This window comes from Pseudomonas sp. Leaf434 (assembly GCF_001425545.1).
Taxonomy (GTDB): domain Bacteria; phylum Pseudomonadota; class Gammaproteobacteria; order Pseudomonadales; family Pseudomonadaceae; genus Aquipseudomonas; species Aquipseudomonas siliginis.
Genome location: NZ_LMQZ01000001.1, coordinates 1,436,102 through 1,449,610 on the forward strand (window position 1 = coordinate 1,436,102; position 13,509 = coordinate 1,449,610).

Below are 13,509 nucleotides of genomic sequence, written 5' to 3' on the forward strand. Positions count from 1 at the left end.
CTAGCCCTCTCCCCCAGGAGAGGGGACTGACCGTGTTGTTTATAGTCAATGCGGCAAGCTTAAGATTTTCTGCTGAATTCAATTTCGCATTCAACACGGTCCACCACGTCGGCGCAGATCCAGAGCATCCCCCAATCAGTCCCCTCTCCCTCTGGGAGAGGGCTAGGGTGAGGGGCTTTTGTGGGAAAAGTGGCAGTCGAGGACGGCGTACAAAAAATACCGAAAAGTCCGACAGAAGCTCTGGTTGCGGCCGTTGGGCGCGACTTTTATAGTCTCCGTTCGCAGATAACTCTGCGACGATCTTGGCCGGTCGAATACAGAACCTGACCTTTCTGGAGTGAACTCTATGACCGACCAGGTAATGCCGCGCTATCTCCCCATCGACACCTACGACGCCGAATCGCCGGTGCTCTTCATCAATACCCACACTGAACTCAGCGACATGGCCGCCTGTGCGATGCACCGGTTTTTGGTCGTGCGCGATCTGGCCGACACTTTCGCCAGCCTCAACCTCAAGGGCATCTCCGATTGTGATCTGACGCGGGTGACCAGCGCGGTTCATCTGCTGATGCGCGAGGGCTGTGCGATTTTGAATGTGATTCAGGCGCGGGCGGCGCAGCGGGAGGAGGGGTATAAGACGCCGGTTTAGCGGTGCCGCAATAGACGCTTTCGCGAGCAGGCTCGCTCCCACAGGGGACCGCATTTCAACTGTGGGAGCGAGCCTGCTCGCGAAGGGGCCGGTGCAGCGTGTGCATCACTCCTTGACGCTCATGTACTCCTTGGCCCAGAGAATGTATTCCTCCGGCTGGGTATAGGTGTGCGTCAACTCGGTCGCGCTCAAATCGGAGGCCTGGGTGAAGATCTGCCGCTGTTCGCGCAGGCTGTCGTAGGTGGCCTTGATCGCGGCGAAGTAGGCGCCATGGCCGTCGATGGTCACGCGCACGCCCAGTTCGGCCAGGCGTTTGTCGTCGCGCAGGGCCGGGTTGCCGTAGGTGACCAGCATCAGCGGCACGGTCAGATGTTCGGCGATCTGTTCCAGCTGATCGAAGTCCTGCACGCCGACCATGCAGATACCGTCAGCGCCCGCCGCCTGATATTGGCGGGTGCGGCTGATGATTTCCTGGTTCGGCAGAATGCCAGCGTTGGTGCGGGCGATGATTGCCATTTCCGTGTCGACCCGGGCTTCCAGCGCCGCGCGGATCTTGCCGACGCCTTCGGCCACGGTGATCAGGTCGGTGGATTTGCGCCCGAATTGCGCGGGCAGCAGGGTGTCTTCGATGGTCAGTGCAGCGACGCCCGCGCGTTCCAGTTCGACGATGGTGCGCATCACGTTAAGAGCGTTGCCATAGCCGTGGTCGGCGTCGGCGATCACTGGCAATTGGGCGACGCGGCCAATGCGCGTGGCCTGTTCGGCGAATTCGCTGAGGGTGATCAGGGCGAAGTCCGGCGCGCCAAGCACCTGCAGGGAGGCCACGGAACCGCCGAGGATACCCACTTCAAAACCCAGGTCAGCGGCGATGCGGGCGGACATCGGGTCGAATACCGAAGCCGTGTGGTAGCAGGTGTCGGAGGCCAGCAGCTGACGGAAGTTACGGCGCAAATCTTGATGGGAAAGCCTGGTCATACGAGTTCCACCAATACATAAGGAATGGAAAGGCTTGAGCAAAGGTGTCAACGCCGAAGAGTGAAAAGGCTATCACGCGAATGGGTCAAGAATCATGACGAATTTGCGCGGCAGGACTGGCGGCTGAAAGGTTTAATCTCCCGTGCCGGAAATATCAGGCCGCCACGGCATGTTGCTGTTGATGGGGCAGGAGCACTGCGCGCACTGAATTGCCCGGCTGCAGTTGCAGGCGTTTGGCAGTGAGACGATCGACAACCAGGCTGTTGCCCACCAGTCGCCCGGGGGCCACGGTGATACGGCAGTTTTCCAGCCGGCGGTTGTGAATCAGACATAGCGGCGCCTGCTCGTCCGGGGTGCCGAGGCTCAAGGTCAGTTCGAGGCTGTCGCGCACCGTGCGGATGCTGCGGATCGGCGCTTCGATGACCGGGCCACCGTCGAAAATGTCGATATAGCCTTTGTGCGTGAAACCCTCGGCTTGAAGAATCTTCAACGCCGGCTGGGTGTTCGGGTGAGTCTGGCCTATCGCCGCCTGCGCCTGTTCGGTGAGCAGGCAGGTGTACAGCGGCTGGCGCGGCATCAGTTCGGCGATAAAGGCTTTGTTGCCCAGGCCGGACAAGTGATCGGCGTGGGTGAAATCCATCTGGAAGAAGTGCCGGCCAAGGCTGTCCCAAAATGGCGAGCAACCGTTTTCATCGGCACTGCCGCGCAACTCGGCGATCATCTTCTCGCCAAACAGGTGCGGAAATTCGGCGACGAACAGCAGGCGCCCCAGCGACAACAGTCGACCATTGCTGCCGCTGCGCTGGTCATGGCGCAGGAACAGCGAGCACAGCTCCGATTGGCCGGTCAGTTCGTTGTTGAGGAACAACGTTGGGATCTGCCGCTGAATGCCCAGGTCCGGTGCCGAACTGACGGTCACCCCGAGCCGGTAGTTGTACCAGGGCTCGCGCAGGCCAACGGCGCCGGCCATCGCGCTGACACCGACCACGCGCTGCTCATCATCCTCGAGGACAAACAGGTAATCAGCATCGGCCCGTTCGACCTGTTCGGCGAACGCCCGTTGCGCCCAGCGCACCCGGTGCGCAAGTCGGTCCTCGTTGGCCGGAAGGGTGGTGAAACCTGGTCCAGCCTGTTCGACGAGGGTCATCAAGGCTGGCAGGTCGCTGACTTTTACCGGACGGACAATCATGCTCCAACTCCTTTGGCGTACCGATTCAGGCGCGGATGGCTAACGCGGCTCACAGAGCGACCAGCCGTATCGAGCTGCCTTCGCTGACTTTCAGTGCCGCGCAGATGGCGGGTGTCAGGGGCAGCGGTTGATCAGGGTGATAGTCGAGTTCGGTGACAATCGCGCGGTAGTCATGCAGGGCGTCGTTGCTGAGCAGGTAACGGCCACGGGCGTCGGTCGATACTTGTTGGCGGACAATAGCGGTCTGGCTGCCAGCGATCGAACGAATGTTCGCGGTGCGCGCATACAGCGTCGGGCCGGCGTCGAACAGGTCGATGTAGCTGTTGGTTTCGAAGCCTTCCCGCACGAGGATGTCGAACGCTTCCTGGCCGTCCGGGTGCACGCGGCCGATGCAATCCTGCGCCGCTTGCGGCAGCATCGGCACGTAGATCGGGTATTGCGGCATCAGTTCGGCGAGGAACGTGCGGCTCTGCAACCCGCACAGGCGCTCGGCTTCCGCGTACGGCAGGTCGAAGAAATGCTTGCCCAGCGCATCCCAGAACGGCGAGTGACCCTGCTCGTCGCTGTAGCCGACGATCTCGGTGATCACCGCTTCGGAGAACCGCTGTGCATGCGCAGCAATGAACAGCAGGCGCGCTCGCGACAACAGTTCGGAAAACGGCGTACGCACCAGCGCGGCGTCAATGTGGAAACCGCGCAGCAAGGTATGCCCGCTGAGGTCATGGCACAGCGACAACGCCGGCACGCCATGCTCGATGTTCAATTCCCGCGAAGCACTGGTGAAGTGGCGATTGCGCAAGCTGTAGAACGGCTCCTTGAAACCGGCGGTGGCAAGGATTTCCGAGCAGCCGACCAATTGCTGGCGTTCGAGATCTTCCAGTACAAAGAAATAGTTTTCCGGCCCCTGGGCTGTGGCGGCGCTGTCGAAAGACGCGCACGACGCGGCGATTTTTTCGCGCAGGTGTTCGCTGTCATCCGGCAGCGAAGTCACCCCGATCAGGCTCTCGCGGGCCAGGCGCTGTAGCTGGGGCAGATCATTCTGCTCGACTGGGCGTAAGACCAGCATGGATGTACTCCTGTATCAAAAGGTTCGGCCGATTCGCCGAACCTGACTATCACTGTCGGTGTCCACGCGTTGAATCGGCGGTCGCCTGATTTGTTGTCAGACGCCGCTCTTTTTCTTGTCAGCCTTTGCTCGGATCGGGCAGCGCTGTGCTGGCGCCGAGCTTGTTGAGGAAGAACAGGTACACCAGGCCCAGGGCAATCCAGATCAGGCCGAGTTTCTGCGCATCGACGCCCATGTTGCACATGATGGCGGCGACGATGATGAAGCCGATCACCGGGCAGAGCAGATGGCGCACAAACTGCCCCGACTTCTGCCGACGCCAGTAGTGGTTGATCACCGTCAGGTGCAGGAGCATGAAACCGCTGAGGGCGCCGAAGTTGATCAGCGAGGTGAGGATGTCGACCGCGTCGATGAACAGGTAGCAGATCAGCAGCGACAACACCGCCACCAGATAAATGCTCAGGTACGGCGTGTTGTGTTTCGGGTGGACCTTGGCCAGCACCTTCGGCAGCTTGCCGTCGCGGGCCATGCCGAACAGCAGGCGCGATACGGCGGCCTGCGAGGTGATTGCCACGGCCACGCCCCAGGCCAGCGCCGTGGCGACGGCTGTCAGGGTCGCGAGCCAGCTGCCAGCGGCGATTTCAGCGATTTCATAGAACGCGGTGTCGGCGGATTTGAAGCCCATGCCCGCCGCCAGATCGGTGGCAATCCACGTCTGTACGACGAAAATCGTGCCCATCACCGCCAGGGTGATCAGCGCTGCCTTGCCGACGCTGCGGCCCGGATCTTCCTTGATTTCTTCGGCGAGGGTGGAGATCGCGTCGAAGCCGAGGAACGACAGCACGGCGATCGACACCGCTTGCATCAGCAGAGCGAAGTTGAAGGTTTCCGGGTGATACAGCGGCGCCAGCGTCAGCTCACCGTTACCGCCACCGTTGTGCAGGGCGTTCCAGGCGTAGAACAGGAAGATGCCCAGCACGACCAGTTGTGCCAGCAGGAACAGCATGTTCATCCGCGCGGTGAAGGTGATGCCGCGCAGGTTGACGAATGTTGCGCTGACCAGAAACGCCAGGATGAAGCCGACCTTGGGAATGTCCGGGTACAAATGGTTGAGCGCCATCGCCGAATACAGGTACAGCAGCGGCGGAATCAGCAGGTAATCGAGCAGCATCAGCCAGCCAGCGATGAAGCCGACGTGTTGATTAAGGCCGCGCTGGGCGTAGGAATATACGGAGCCGGCAACCGGAAAGGCCTTGGCCATGCTGCCGTAACTCAGCGCGGTGAACAGCATCGCCACCATGCCGATGATGTACGCCAGCGGCACCATCCCCGGTGCTTCGGCGTTGACGTAGCCATACACACCGAACGGGGCGATGGGGATCATGAAGATCATCCCGTACACCACCAGATCGGTCAGCGTCAGGCTACGTTTCAACTCTTGCTTGTAGCCGAATTCTTCAATTTCCATGAAGCGCAACTCCTTGTCAGCCATCGGTCGGTTTATGTTTTATCGGTCCGTCATTTACAGCAAAGGTGCGAGGTAGCCGGCCCAGCGCGACACTGCTTCGGGGCTGCGCAGCAGATCGTTGCGCACCTCGATCAGTACTGCCTCAAGGCCCCGGGCATCACCGTGCACCGGCACGGTCATGTCGCCCAAGGGATCAATTCTGTACGGCTGGTTGCCCGCCACCTTCAGCGGATGCACTTGCAGCCCGTCGAGCAAACGCAGGGCATAGTCTTTGGCCTGGCCGAACAACACGCCGACTTCCAGTGGTCGCGGCTGGCCGTAATACACCGGGGTAAAACTGTGAATGCCGACCACACGCACCGGCAGACCTTTGGCAATGCGCTCGTCGATCAACATCTGCAAGCGCGCATGAAACGGCTTGAACAGGGTCTGCCGACGGTACTCGCGGGTCGCCTCATCCAGCTCGCGGTTGCCGGGTATCGGGTAGATCTCGCTCTGCAGCGGGATGCTGTCCGGCGCATGGCGCGGTCGGTTGAGGTCGATCAGCAGCCGTGAATAGTTGGCGCTGAGCAGGGTAGCGCCAAGCTGTTCCGACAACTGTTCGGCCAGTTGCAGCGCGCCGATGTCCCAGGCGATATGTTCGCGTGCGGCCGCCTCGTCCAGGCCCAGATTGTTCAGGGCGTCGGGGATGTATCGACTGGCGTGTTCGCACACGAGGATCAACGGATTCGTCGAGTCCTCGCGGCTCAGGGTGTAGACCGGGCGGGTGTATAACCCCAGCTCGGCGGATTCAGTACAGGCGTGCATAGTGCTCACACAGGTCAGCGGGCGAGAGCTGTTCCGTCAGCGCCAGTTCCTCGGTTTTCAGGGCGTAATACGTGTCGAGCAACGGCTTGGGCAGCCATTCATTGAAGGCTGCACTGTCACGCAGGCAATCCAGCGCCTGGGCCAGCGAGGCGGGCAGGGCGACGATGCCCCGGGCCTTGCGTTGCTCGTCGTTGAGTGAATCGGGAATTTCGTCGGTGATCGCGTTCAGCGCCAGACGTTGTTCGATGCCCAGCCGCCCGGCAATCAGCAGTGCGGCCATGGCCAGATGCGGCGAGGCGGTGGCGTCCATGGCGCGGAATTCCAGGTTGAACTGCTGCGCAGCGGATTTACCCCCCAGGGTCACGGTCGGGCAGATGCGAAGCGCCGCTTCACGGTTCTGCTGCCCCAGACACGCATACGACGCGCTCCAGTGGTGCGGCTGCAAACGCTGGTATGACAGCGGCGTCGGCGCGGTGAACGCGCACAGCGCCGGTAGAAAATGCAGGACTCCGGCAGCCCAATGCTGGCCGATGCTCGACAGGCCGTTGCTGGTGCCGGCGTCGTACAACATCGGCTGGCCGGCCAGATCGAGCAGGCTGACGTGCAGATGCACACCGTTGCACACCGCTTCGGCGGCAGTCTTCGGCGCAAAACTCAGGTCGAGGCCCATTTGCCGGGCGATTTCCCGGGTGATTTCGCGCACGTTGACCGCACGATCCGCCGCCGCTACGCCAAGAGTCGGGCGGCAGGTGATTTCGTATTGGTGCTTGCCGTATTCCGGCAGAAACATTTCCGGCTCGACGCCGCCGGCGCGCAGGGCGCTGAGCAGCCAGCCGCCGAATTCGGCGCCCTGGCGCTGCGCTTCGAGAGAGAACGCCGCGTGTTCGGCAATGCCTGCGTGCAGGTTGAATTCATGTTCGAAGGCGGCGTTGACCTGCAACCCCAACTCATCGTGATAGCGCTCGATTTCATCGCGCAGCAATGTGCGTGGGCAGGCGCCCCAGGCCTGGCCGTCGGTCTCGCGAATATCGGCGTGGATGAAATCCAGCACCGGTGCATTGGCGTCCGGGCCGCTGCCGACAGTGACGCGGCTGCTCAGATCCGGAATCAGCCGCAGATCGCCGTACGCGCCCCACGGACTGCTCGAGGCGATGATGTCCTGCGGCGTCAACGCGCTGTTGGCGGGGACCCAGCCGCAACCCGCCGCCTGGTAATGCTCCAGCTCATCGCTAGGAAACGAGCGGCCCCGGGTGATGCCGATCAGGTCGGTGGTGACCAGTGTGGTCATCGGCAACGGGGTCAGGCGCGGGCTCATGGCTGCATCTCCCGCAGACGACCGAGCACGGTGTCGGTGTCGGTGATCCAGCAGTAACCCTTGATCGCGTTGAGGCAGGCGTGATGGCGTTCAGCTGTGTAAGTAGCGCAGGCATCCTCCACCAGCGTGACCAGATAGCCACGGTCGGCGGCATCGCGCACGGCCATGTCCACGCATTGGTCGGTGACGATGCCGGCGATGATCAGATGGCGGGTTTGCAGATTGCGCAGCACGTAATCGATGTTGGTTGAATTGAACACCCCGGAGGAGGTCTTCGGCAGCACGATTTCGTTTTCGGTCGGGGTCAGCTCAGCGATGACCTGAGCCTGCACGCTGCCCTTGGGCAGGTGCATGTCAGACAGTTTGTGATCCAGCGAGCGGTCGCGACCGTCGGCGGTCAGGCTTTCGATAATCGTGTGCAGCACGTTCTGCTGCGCCTGACGAAAGGCGCCGAGCAGGCGCTGTTGGTTGGGTACCACCTGGCTGCGCGTGCGCTGAAGAAAATATTCGGCATCCGCCCCGCTCAGGTGTGGGTCGAATTGCGGTTCGAGCCAGGCGCGCTGCATGTCCACCAGCAGCAAAGCGGTGTGGTCGGTCGCAAACGGCAGGTCCCGTGGCGAGCGGTGGGGAAGGCTGAACATCCTTATTTGTCCTCCAGCAGGTGAGTCGCAAAATCGTTGCGCAGGGCATCGATGCCTTCCAGGCGATCGGCCGGGTCTGGCACGCGCAAGGTCAGGCAGGCAATCAACGCCTCGACCTGCGCCAGCGCCGGCACCATGGTGTCGAACGGCGACGCCGATTCCACCGGCGCGCTGATGATCAGGTCGGCCAATTCGCGCAGCGGCGAGGCGTAGACATCGGTGAACAACACCACTCGCGCGTTGTTGTTTTTCGCCGCCTGCGCAACGCGCAAAGCCTGGGTCTGGTAGCGCCGGTAGTCGAACACCAGCACCACGTCCTGACGTTGCAGATCGTACAAACGGTCGGGCAGCAGGGCGTTATCTTCCAGGGCGAAACAGCCGGGACGCAGCAGGCGCAAGTGGTTGAGCAGGTAATTGGCCAGCAGAATGCTGAAGCGGCCTCCGAAACAGTAGACCTGATGGCGGCTGTCGAGCAGCCATTCGACGAGGATGCGCACATCTTCAGGCTGGGTCAGGGCTTGGGTGTCGATCAGCAAACGCTGGCTGTCCGCCAGGTAATGCGCCCAGGCATCGTCCTTGTTCTGCTGCGAGCGCGGCTGCAACAGCGTGCGCGGTGAACGCAGGCGATGGTCCATGTCGCTGAGCAGGGCTTCCTGGAATTCGGCATAACCGCCGAAACCGAGCTTTTTCACCAGACGCACGATGGTCGGATCGCTGACACCGGCATGTTCGGCCAGTCGCGCCATAGGCCCGAGACCGTTGCGTGGATACTGATCAAGCAGGGCGCGAACGACTTTGCGTTCCGACGGCGTCAGGTCCAGGCCGGGATCGGTGATCAGGTCTCTGAGAGGGGGCATCCGGGCTCCTGCTGGATGGGGTGTCGAATTTGTTTCACATTCCGTTAAAAGAGTATTTATGTAATGGGTGCTACATGTCTAGCGAATTTTTGTACAGGTTTTTCGAGCACCAAAAGTGTGCAAGGTGCCCGTGTAATAAGGGCTACGTCGAAGTAACGCGCTGTTGTAGTCCTTTGCCGATTGCTGTGTCAGACATTGCCTATCCCAAGCTCAGCGACTGGCCGGTGACAACCCTGAACGCCGAGGTTTTACGGCACAATGCGACGCGTATCGGCTGTGTGCCATTGTTTGTTTTATCTTTCGACCGAGAACCTGCTTGTGCCAAGTAGCCGTTTGACACTGATTTGCCATGCGCGAACCATCGCACAGAAACTGGCGCGTTTTCCTACGGACGAGCCTGTTGAAAATCTGGCTGTTCCGTCCGACGCGTTCAGGGCGCGATTGGCGGTAACACGGCGGCTGGTGTGTGCCCCGGAGTTGAGAACTCAGCAAACGGCAGCATGGTTTGGCGTCGATGCGCAGATTGATCAAGCTCTGCGCGATTGCGATTGGGGACGCTGGCACGGGCAATCGATCAAGGATCTGCAAGCCAATGAAAACCAGGCTTTGCAAGCCTGGCTGGCCGATCCTGAAGCCGCACCCCACGGCGGCGAATCGGTCAGGCAACTGACGCAGCGGGTCTCAATGTGGCTGGACTCCATTGCCGAAACCCCAGTACATGTAGTGGCAGTCACGCATCCGTTCGTCATGCGCGCGGCGCTAATGCAGGTGCTGCAGGGCGCGGCGTTCCACGCAATCGACGTCGAGCCACTGGCGATGATCGACTTTCGCTTCAATGGCATCTGGCGGCTACGCTTGCCGGGCATGGCCCTTGACGAGGAATTCTGATGAAACAGCTGCTGGTCATCGGCATTGGCGCCGGCAATCCGGACTACATCACCATGCAGGCGGTGAAAGCGCTGAATCGGGTCGATGTGTTCTTTCTGCTGGATAAAGGCCAGAGCAAGCAGACGCTGATCGACCTGCGCCGGGAGATCTGCGAGCGCTACATCACTGACCACGCTTATCGCTTTGTCGAAGCCAGCAGCCCGGAGCGGGAGCGCGGCGATGTCGACTACACAGCGAGCGTCGATGCACTGAACCTCGCCAAGCAGCAGACCTTCGAACGGCTGATCAATGAAGAATTGTCCGACGGCCAGTGCGGCGGATTCCTGATCTGGGGCGATCCGGCGTTGTACGACAGCACACTGCGGATCCTTCAGGCGATTCAGGCATCAGGCCGCTGTGAATTCGACTATGAAGTCATCCCCGGGATTACCAGTGTTCAAGCCCTGGCTGCGCAGCACAAAATACCTTTGAACACGATTGGTCGCTCAGTAGAAATCACCACAGGCCGGCGATTGGCGGCGGGGCAGGTGAGTGAAGCGGACAGTCTGGTGGTAATGCTCGATGCCGAGGATTCCTACCAGCGGGTGGCGGATCGGCAGACCGAGATTTTCTGGGGCGCTTACCTGGGCACACCGGACGAGATTCTCCTCAGCGGCCGGCTGGCGGAAGTGGCCGATGAGATCGAACGGGTGCGCAAGGCGGCGCGAGCGGAGCATGGCTGGATCATGGATACCTATCTGTTGCGCAAGCCTTGAGTGGTTGGCGCCTGAACAAGCGCTTTCGCGAGCAGGCTCGCTCCCACAGGGAAATGCGTTGCAGAATGTGGGAGCGAGCCTGCTCGCGAAGGGGCCAGAACATTCACCACCGATTGTAGACAGGCAAAAAGAAACCCGGTGCAACGCAAATCGCACCGGGTTTTTTGTTGCCAGCCAACAGCGGATGTCGTGGATCCGCCGTCAACCTTGAACTCCGTATCAGCCGCGTTCCAGCGCCAAAGCCACACCCTGACCGCCGCCGATGCACAAGGTCGCCAGACCTTTTTTCGCATCGCGCTTGAGCATTTCGTGCAGCAATGTCACCAGCACGCGGCAACCTGATGCGCCGATCGGGTGACCGAGGGCGATGGCGCCACCGTTGACGTTGACCTTGTCCAGATCCCATTGCAGGTCTTTGGCCACGGCCAGCGATTGCGCAGCGAACGCTTCGTTGGCTTCGATCAGGTCGAGCTGATCGATGCTCCAGCCGGCCTTGTCCAGGCAGCGGCGGGTGGCCGATACCGGGCCGATACCCATGATCGCCGGATCGACGCCAGCGTTGGCGTAGGCGGCAATCCTGGCCAGAACCGGCAGGCCCAGCGACTTGGCTTTCTCGGCACTCATCAGAATCACGGCGGCGGCACCGTCGTTCAGCGACGAGGCGTTGCCTGCGGTGACGCTGCCGTCCTTTTTGAACGCCGGACGCAGTTTCGCCAGAGATTGTGCGGTGGTATCGCCGCGTGGCTGCTCGTCGACCTTGAACGCCACCGGATCGCCTTTGCGCTGGGGGATCAGGATCGGCGTGATTTCATCAACGAAGCGCCCGGCCTCGATCGCAGCGGCAGCTTTCTGCTGGGAGGCGGCAGCGAAGGCGTCCTGCTGTTCGCGGCTGATCTGGTATTTGTCGACCAGATTCTCGGCAGTGATGCCCATGTGGTAATCGTTGAACGCATCCCACAGGCCATCGCTGATCATGGTGTCGACGATTTGCGCGTGGCCCATGCGCAGGCCGGTGCGCGCACCCGGCATGATGTAGTTGGACAGGCTCATGTTTTCCTGACCGCCGGCGATGATCACCTCGGCGTCGCCGCAACGGATCGCTTGCGCGCCCAGGTGCAGAGCCTTGAGGCCGGAACCGCAAACCTTGTTCAGGGTCATGGCCGGTACGGCGTGGGGCAGGCCAGCCTTGATTGCGGCTTGACGTGCCGGGTTCTGGCCAGCGCCAGCGGTGAGCACCTGGCCCATGATCACTTCATCGACCTGCGCACCGTCGAGGCCGGTCTGCTTGAGCAACTGGCGGATCACCGCCGCGCCCAGGTCTACTGCGGATACATTGGCCAGGGAGCCCTGAAAACTGCCGATCGCAGTACGCGTGGCGGCAACAATGACGACGTCTTGCATTTTCGAATTCCTCACTGGGCAGCGAACTGCATTTCCGGTACGTGATCCGGGACGATCAGTTTACCAGCGGTTTTGGCGACGATTTCCTCAACACTGACGCCAGGTGCGCGTTCCTTGAGGACAAAAGCGCCATTTTCGATTTCCAGATACGCGAGGTCGGTCAGCACGCGCTTGATGCAGCCGGCACCGGTCAGCGGCAGGCTGCATTTGGCCAGCAGCTTGGACTCACCATCCTTCGAGGCGTGGGTCATGATGACAATGATGTTGTCGGCGCCGGCCACCAGATCCATCGCGCCGCCCATGCCCTTGACCAGTTTGCCGGGGATCATCCACGAAGCGATGTTGCCTTCGACGTCGACCTCGAACGCGCCGAGCACGGTCAGGTCGACATGGCCGCCGCGGATCATCGCGAAGGATTCGGCGGAATTGAAGATCGACGCGCCGATCCGCGCAGTCACCGTTTGTTTGCCGGCGTTGATCATGTCGGCATCGATGGTTTCTTCGGTCGGGAACGGGCCCATGCCGAGCAGGCCGTTTTCCGATTGCAGCATGACTTCCATGCCTTCGGGGATGTAGTTGGCGACCAGGGTCGGAATGCCGATGCCGAGGTTCACGTAGTAGCCGTCCTGCATTTCGCGGGCGACGCGCTGAGCCATTTGTTCGCGGGTAAGTGCCATGTTGTTGTTCTCCGAAGGCCTGAATTATTTGCGGATGGTGCGCTGTTCGATGCGTTTTTCGAACGTGCCGCAAATGACTCGATCGACGTAGATACCCGGGGTGTGGATCTGCGTCGGGTCGAGTTCGCCGGGCTCGACGATTTCTTCGACTTCGACCACGGTGATCTTGCCGGCGGTCGCGGCCAGCGGATTGAAGTTCTGCGCAGTGTGGCGGTAAACGACGTTACCGAAATGGTCGGCCTTCCAGCCTTTGACGATGGCGAAATCGCCGGTGATGGATTCTTCCATCAGGTATTTGCGGCCCTTGAACTCGCGCACTTCCTTGCCTTCAGCAACCGGGGTGCCAACGCCAGTGGCGGTGAAGAACGCCGGAATGCCGGCGCCGCCCGCGCGCATTTTTTCGGCGAGGGTGCCTTGCGGGGTAAGGATGACTTCGATCTCGCCCTTGAGCAGTTGCTCTTCGAACAACTTGTTCTCGCCGACGTAAGAGGCGATGACTTTGCTGATCTGGCGGTCGGTGAGCAGCACGCCAAGGCCGAAACCATCAACGCCGCAGTTGTTGGAAACCACGGTGAGGTCACGGGTGCCCTTGCGCTTGATCTCGGCGATCAGGTTTTCCGGAATGCCGCACAGACCAAAGCCGCCGGCGATGACTGTCATGCCGTCTTCCAGCCCGGCCATCGCTTCCTCGTAGGAATACACACGCTTGTCGAAACCTGCCATAGGCACCTCTTTTATTATTTGCGGGCGGCTGGCTAGCCGAATGACTGGAGTGTCTCTCTGCTGGATATATTTGTTAAGTTGATTTTTAAGGTGGATTG

14 protein-coding genes are annotated in these 13,509 nt (G+C 61.0%); 3 read left to right on the forward strand and 11 right to left on the reverse strand.

What is annotated here, in order from left to right:
- Positions 1-346: 346 nt before the first annotated feature.
- Positions 347-649 (forward strand): hypothetical protein, encoded by a 303-nt coding sequence (locus tag ASG55_RS06325; protein WP_056784599.1) that lies wholly within the window; start codon positions 347-349, stop codon positions 647-649.
- Between the two features lie 105 nt (positions 650-754).
- On the opposite strand, the gene ASG55_RS06330 is transcribed toward ASG55_RS06325, so the two are convergent.
- The 8 genes from ASG55_RS06330 to ASG55_RS06365 form a co-directional block, all read right to left on the reverse strand.
- Positions 755-1,624, reverse strand: coding sequence for an isocitrate lyase/PEP mutase family protein (locus ASG55_RS06330; protein WP_016774123.1), 870 nt, complete (start codon positions 1,622-1,624; stop codon positions 755-757).
- 154 nt (positions 1,625-1,778) lie between these two features.
- Positions 1,779-2,813, reverse strand: coding sequence for an arginine N-succinyltransferase (astA, locus tag ASG55_RS06335; RefSeq protein WP_056784601.1), 1,035 nt, complete (start codon positions 2,811-2,813; stop codon positions 1,779-1,781).
- A 49-nt stretch (positions 2,814-2,862) separates the two neighbouring features.
- Positions 2,863-3,879 (reverse strand): arginine N-succinyltransferase, encoded by a 1,017-nt coding sequence (locus ASG55_RS06340; RefSeq protein WP_056784603.1) that lies wholly within the window; start codon positions 3,877-3,879, stop codon positions 2,863-2,865.
- A 118-nt stretch (positions 3,880-3,997) separates the two neighbouring features.
- Positions 3,998-5,347, reverse strand: coding sequence for an APC family permease (locus tag ASG55_RS06345; RefSeq protein WP_056784605.1), 1,350 nt, complete (start codon positions 5,345-5,347; stop codon positions 3,998-4,000).
- Between the two features lie 54 nt (positions 5,348-5,401).
- A complete protein-coding gene (locus ASG55_RS06350; RefSeq protein ID WP_056784608.1) occupies positions 5,402-6,154 on the reverse strand; it encodes an N-formylglutamate amidohydrolase in 753 nt (250 codons plus the stop codon).
- A complete protein-coding gene (locus ASG55_RS06355) occupies positions 6,138-7,469 on the reverse strand; it encodes a glutamine synthetase (RefSeq protein WP_041478625.1) in 1,332 nt (443 codons plus the stop codon). The genes ASG55_RS06350 and ASG55_RS06355 overlap by 17 nt, the downstream gene beginning before the upstream one ends.
- Positions 7,466-8,110, reverse strand: coding sequence for an isochorismatase family cysteine hydrolase (locus ASG55_RS06360; RefSeq protein WP_056784610.1), 645 nt, complete (start codon positions 8,108-8,110; stop codon positions 7,466-7,468). The genes ASG55_RS06355 and ASG55_RS06360 overlap by 4 nt, the downstream gene beginning before the upstream one ends.
- 2 nt (positions 8,111-8,112) lie before the next feature.
- Positions 8,113-8,967 carry a MurR/RpiR family transcriptional regulator gene (locus tag ASG55_RS06365; protein ID WP_056784613.1) on the reverse strand — a complete coding sequence of 285 codons (855 nt, stop codon included), beginning with the start codon at positions 8,965-8,967 and terminating at the stop codon, positions 8,113-8,115.
- A gap of 258 nt (positions 8,968-9,225) precedes the next feature.
- Here ASG55_RS06365 and ASG55_RS06370 point away from each other — a divergent pair, with 258 nt between their 5' ends.
- Entirely contained in the window at positions 9,226-9,855 is a 630-nt protein-coding gene (locus tag ASG55_RS06370; protein ID WP_236708155.1) for a histidine phosphatase family protein, read from the forward strand.
- Positions 9,855-10,610 carry a precorrin-6A synthase (deacetylating) gene (gene cobF, locus ASG55_RS06375; RefSeq protein ID WP_056784616.1) on the forward strand — a complete coding sequence of 252 codons (756 nt, stop codon included), beginning with the start codon at positions 9,855-9,857 and terminating at the stop codon, positions 10,608-10,610. The genes ASG55_RS06370 and cobF overlap by 1 nt, the downstream gene beginning before the upstream one ends.
- Positions 10,611-10,829: 219 nt before the next feature.
- Here the strand turns inward: cobF and ASG55_RS06380 are convergent, their stop codons facing one another.
- Genes ASG55_RS06380 through ASG55_RS06390 form a run of 3 tightly spaced genes read right to left on the reverse strand, consistent with a single transcriptional unit; the run spans position 10,830 to position 13,411 of the window.
- Complete coding sequence (locus ASG55_RS06380) at positions 10,830-12,011, reverse strand: acetyl-CoA C-acetyltransferase (protein ID WP_056784618.1); 1,182 nt, start codon at positions 12,009-12,011, stop codon at positions 10,830-10,832.
- Between the two features lie 11 nt (positions 12,012-12,022).
- Positions 12,023-12,688: a CoA transferase subunit B gene (locus ASG55_RS06385; protein WP_016774134.1), complete on the reverse strand. Its 666-nt coding sequence runs from the start codon at positions 12,686-12,688 to the stop codon at positions 12,023-12,025.
- 24 nt (positions 12,689-12,712) lie between these two features.
- Positions 12,713-13,411, reverse strand: coding sequence for a CoA transferase subunit A (locus ASG55_RS06390; protein WP_016774135.1), 699 nt, complete (start codon positions 13,409-13,411; stop codon positions 12,713-12,715).
- Positions 13,412-13,509 lie beyond the last annotated feature (98 nt).

Bases quoted from the DNA above. Each gene is read 5' to 3' on its own strand.
- ASG55_RS06325 (WP_056784599.1), top strand. From the start codon at position 347: ATGACCGACCAGGTAATGCCGCGCTATCTCCCCATCGACACCTACGAC.
- ASG55_RS06330 (WP_016774123.1), bottom strand. From the start codon at position 1,624: ATGACCAGGCTTTCCCATCAAGATTTGCGCCGTAACTTCCGTCAGCTG.
- astA (WP_056784601.1), bottom strand. From the start codon at position 2,813: ATGATTGTCCGTCCGGTAAAAGTCAGCGACCTGCCAGCCTTGATGACC.
- ASG55_RS06340 (WP_056784603.1), bottom strand. From the start codon at position 3,879: ATGCTGGTCTTACGCCCAGTCGAGCAGAATGATCTGCCCCAGCTACAG.
- ASG55_RS06345 (WP_056784605.1), bottom strand. From the start codon at position 5,347: ATGGAAATTGAAGAATTCGGCTACAAGCAAGAGTTGAAACGTAGCCTG.
- ASG55_RS06350 (WP_056784608.1), bottom strand. From the start codon at position 6,154: ATGCACGCCTGTACTGAATCCGCCGAGCTGGGGTTATACACCCGCCCG.
- ASG55_RS06355 (WP_041478625.1), bottom strand. From the start codon at position 7,469: ATGAGCCCGCGCCTGACCCCGTTGCCGATGACCACACTGGTCACCACC.
- ASG55_RS06360 (WP_056784610.1), bottom strand. From the start codon at position 8,110: ATGTTCAGCCTTCCCCACCGCTCGCCACGGGACCTGCCGTTTGCGACC.
- ASG55_RS06365 (WP_056784613.1), bottom strand. From the start codon at position 8,967: ATGCCCCCTCTCAGAGACCTGATCACCGATCCCGGCCTGGACCTGACG.
- ASG55_RS06370 (WP_236708155.1), top strand. From the start codon at position 9,226: ATGCGACGCGTATCGGCTGTGTGCCATTGTTTGTTTTATCTTTCGACC.
- cobF (WP_056784616.1), top strand. From the start codon at position 9,855: ATGAAACAGCTGCTGGTCATCGGCATTGGCGCCGGCAATCCGGACTAC.
- ASG55_RS06380 (WP_056784618.1), bottom strand. From the start codon at position 12,011: ATGCAAGACGTCGTCATTGTTGCCGCCACGCGTACTGCGATCGGCAGT.
- ASG55_RS06385 (WP_016774134.1), bottom strand. From the start codon at position 12,688: ATGGCACTTACCCGCGAACAAATGGCTCAGCGCGTCGCCCGCGAAATG.
- ASG55_RS06390 (WP_016774135.1), bottom strand. From the start codon at position 13,411: ATGGCAGGTTTCGACAAGCGTGTGTATTCCTACGAGGAAGCGATGGCC.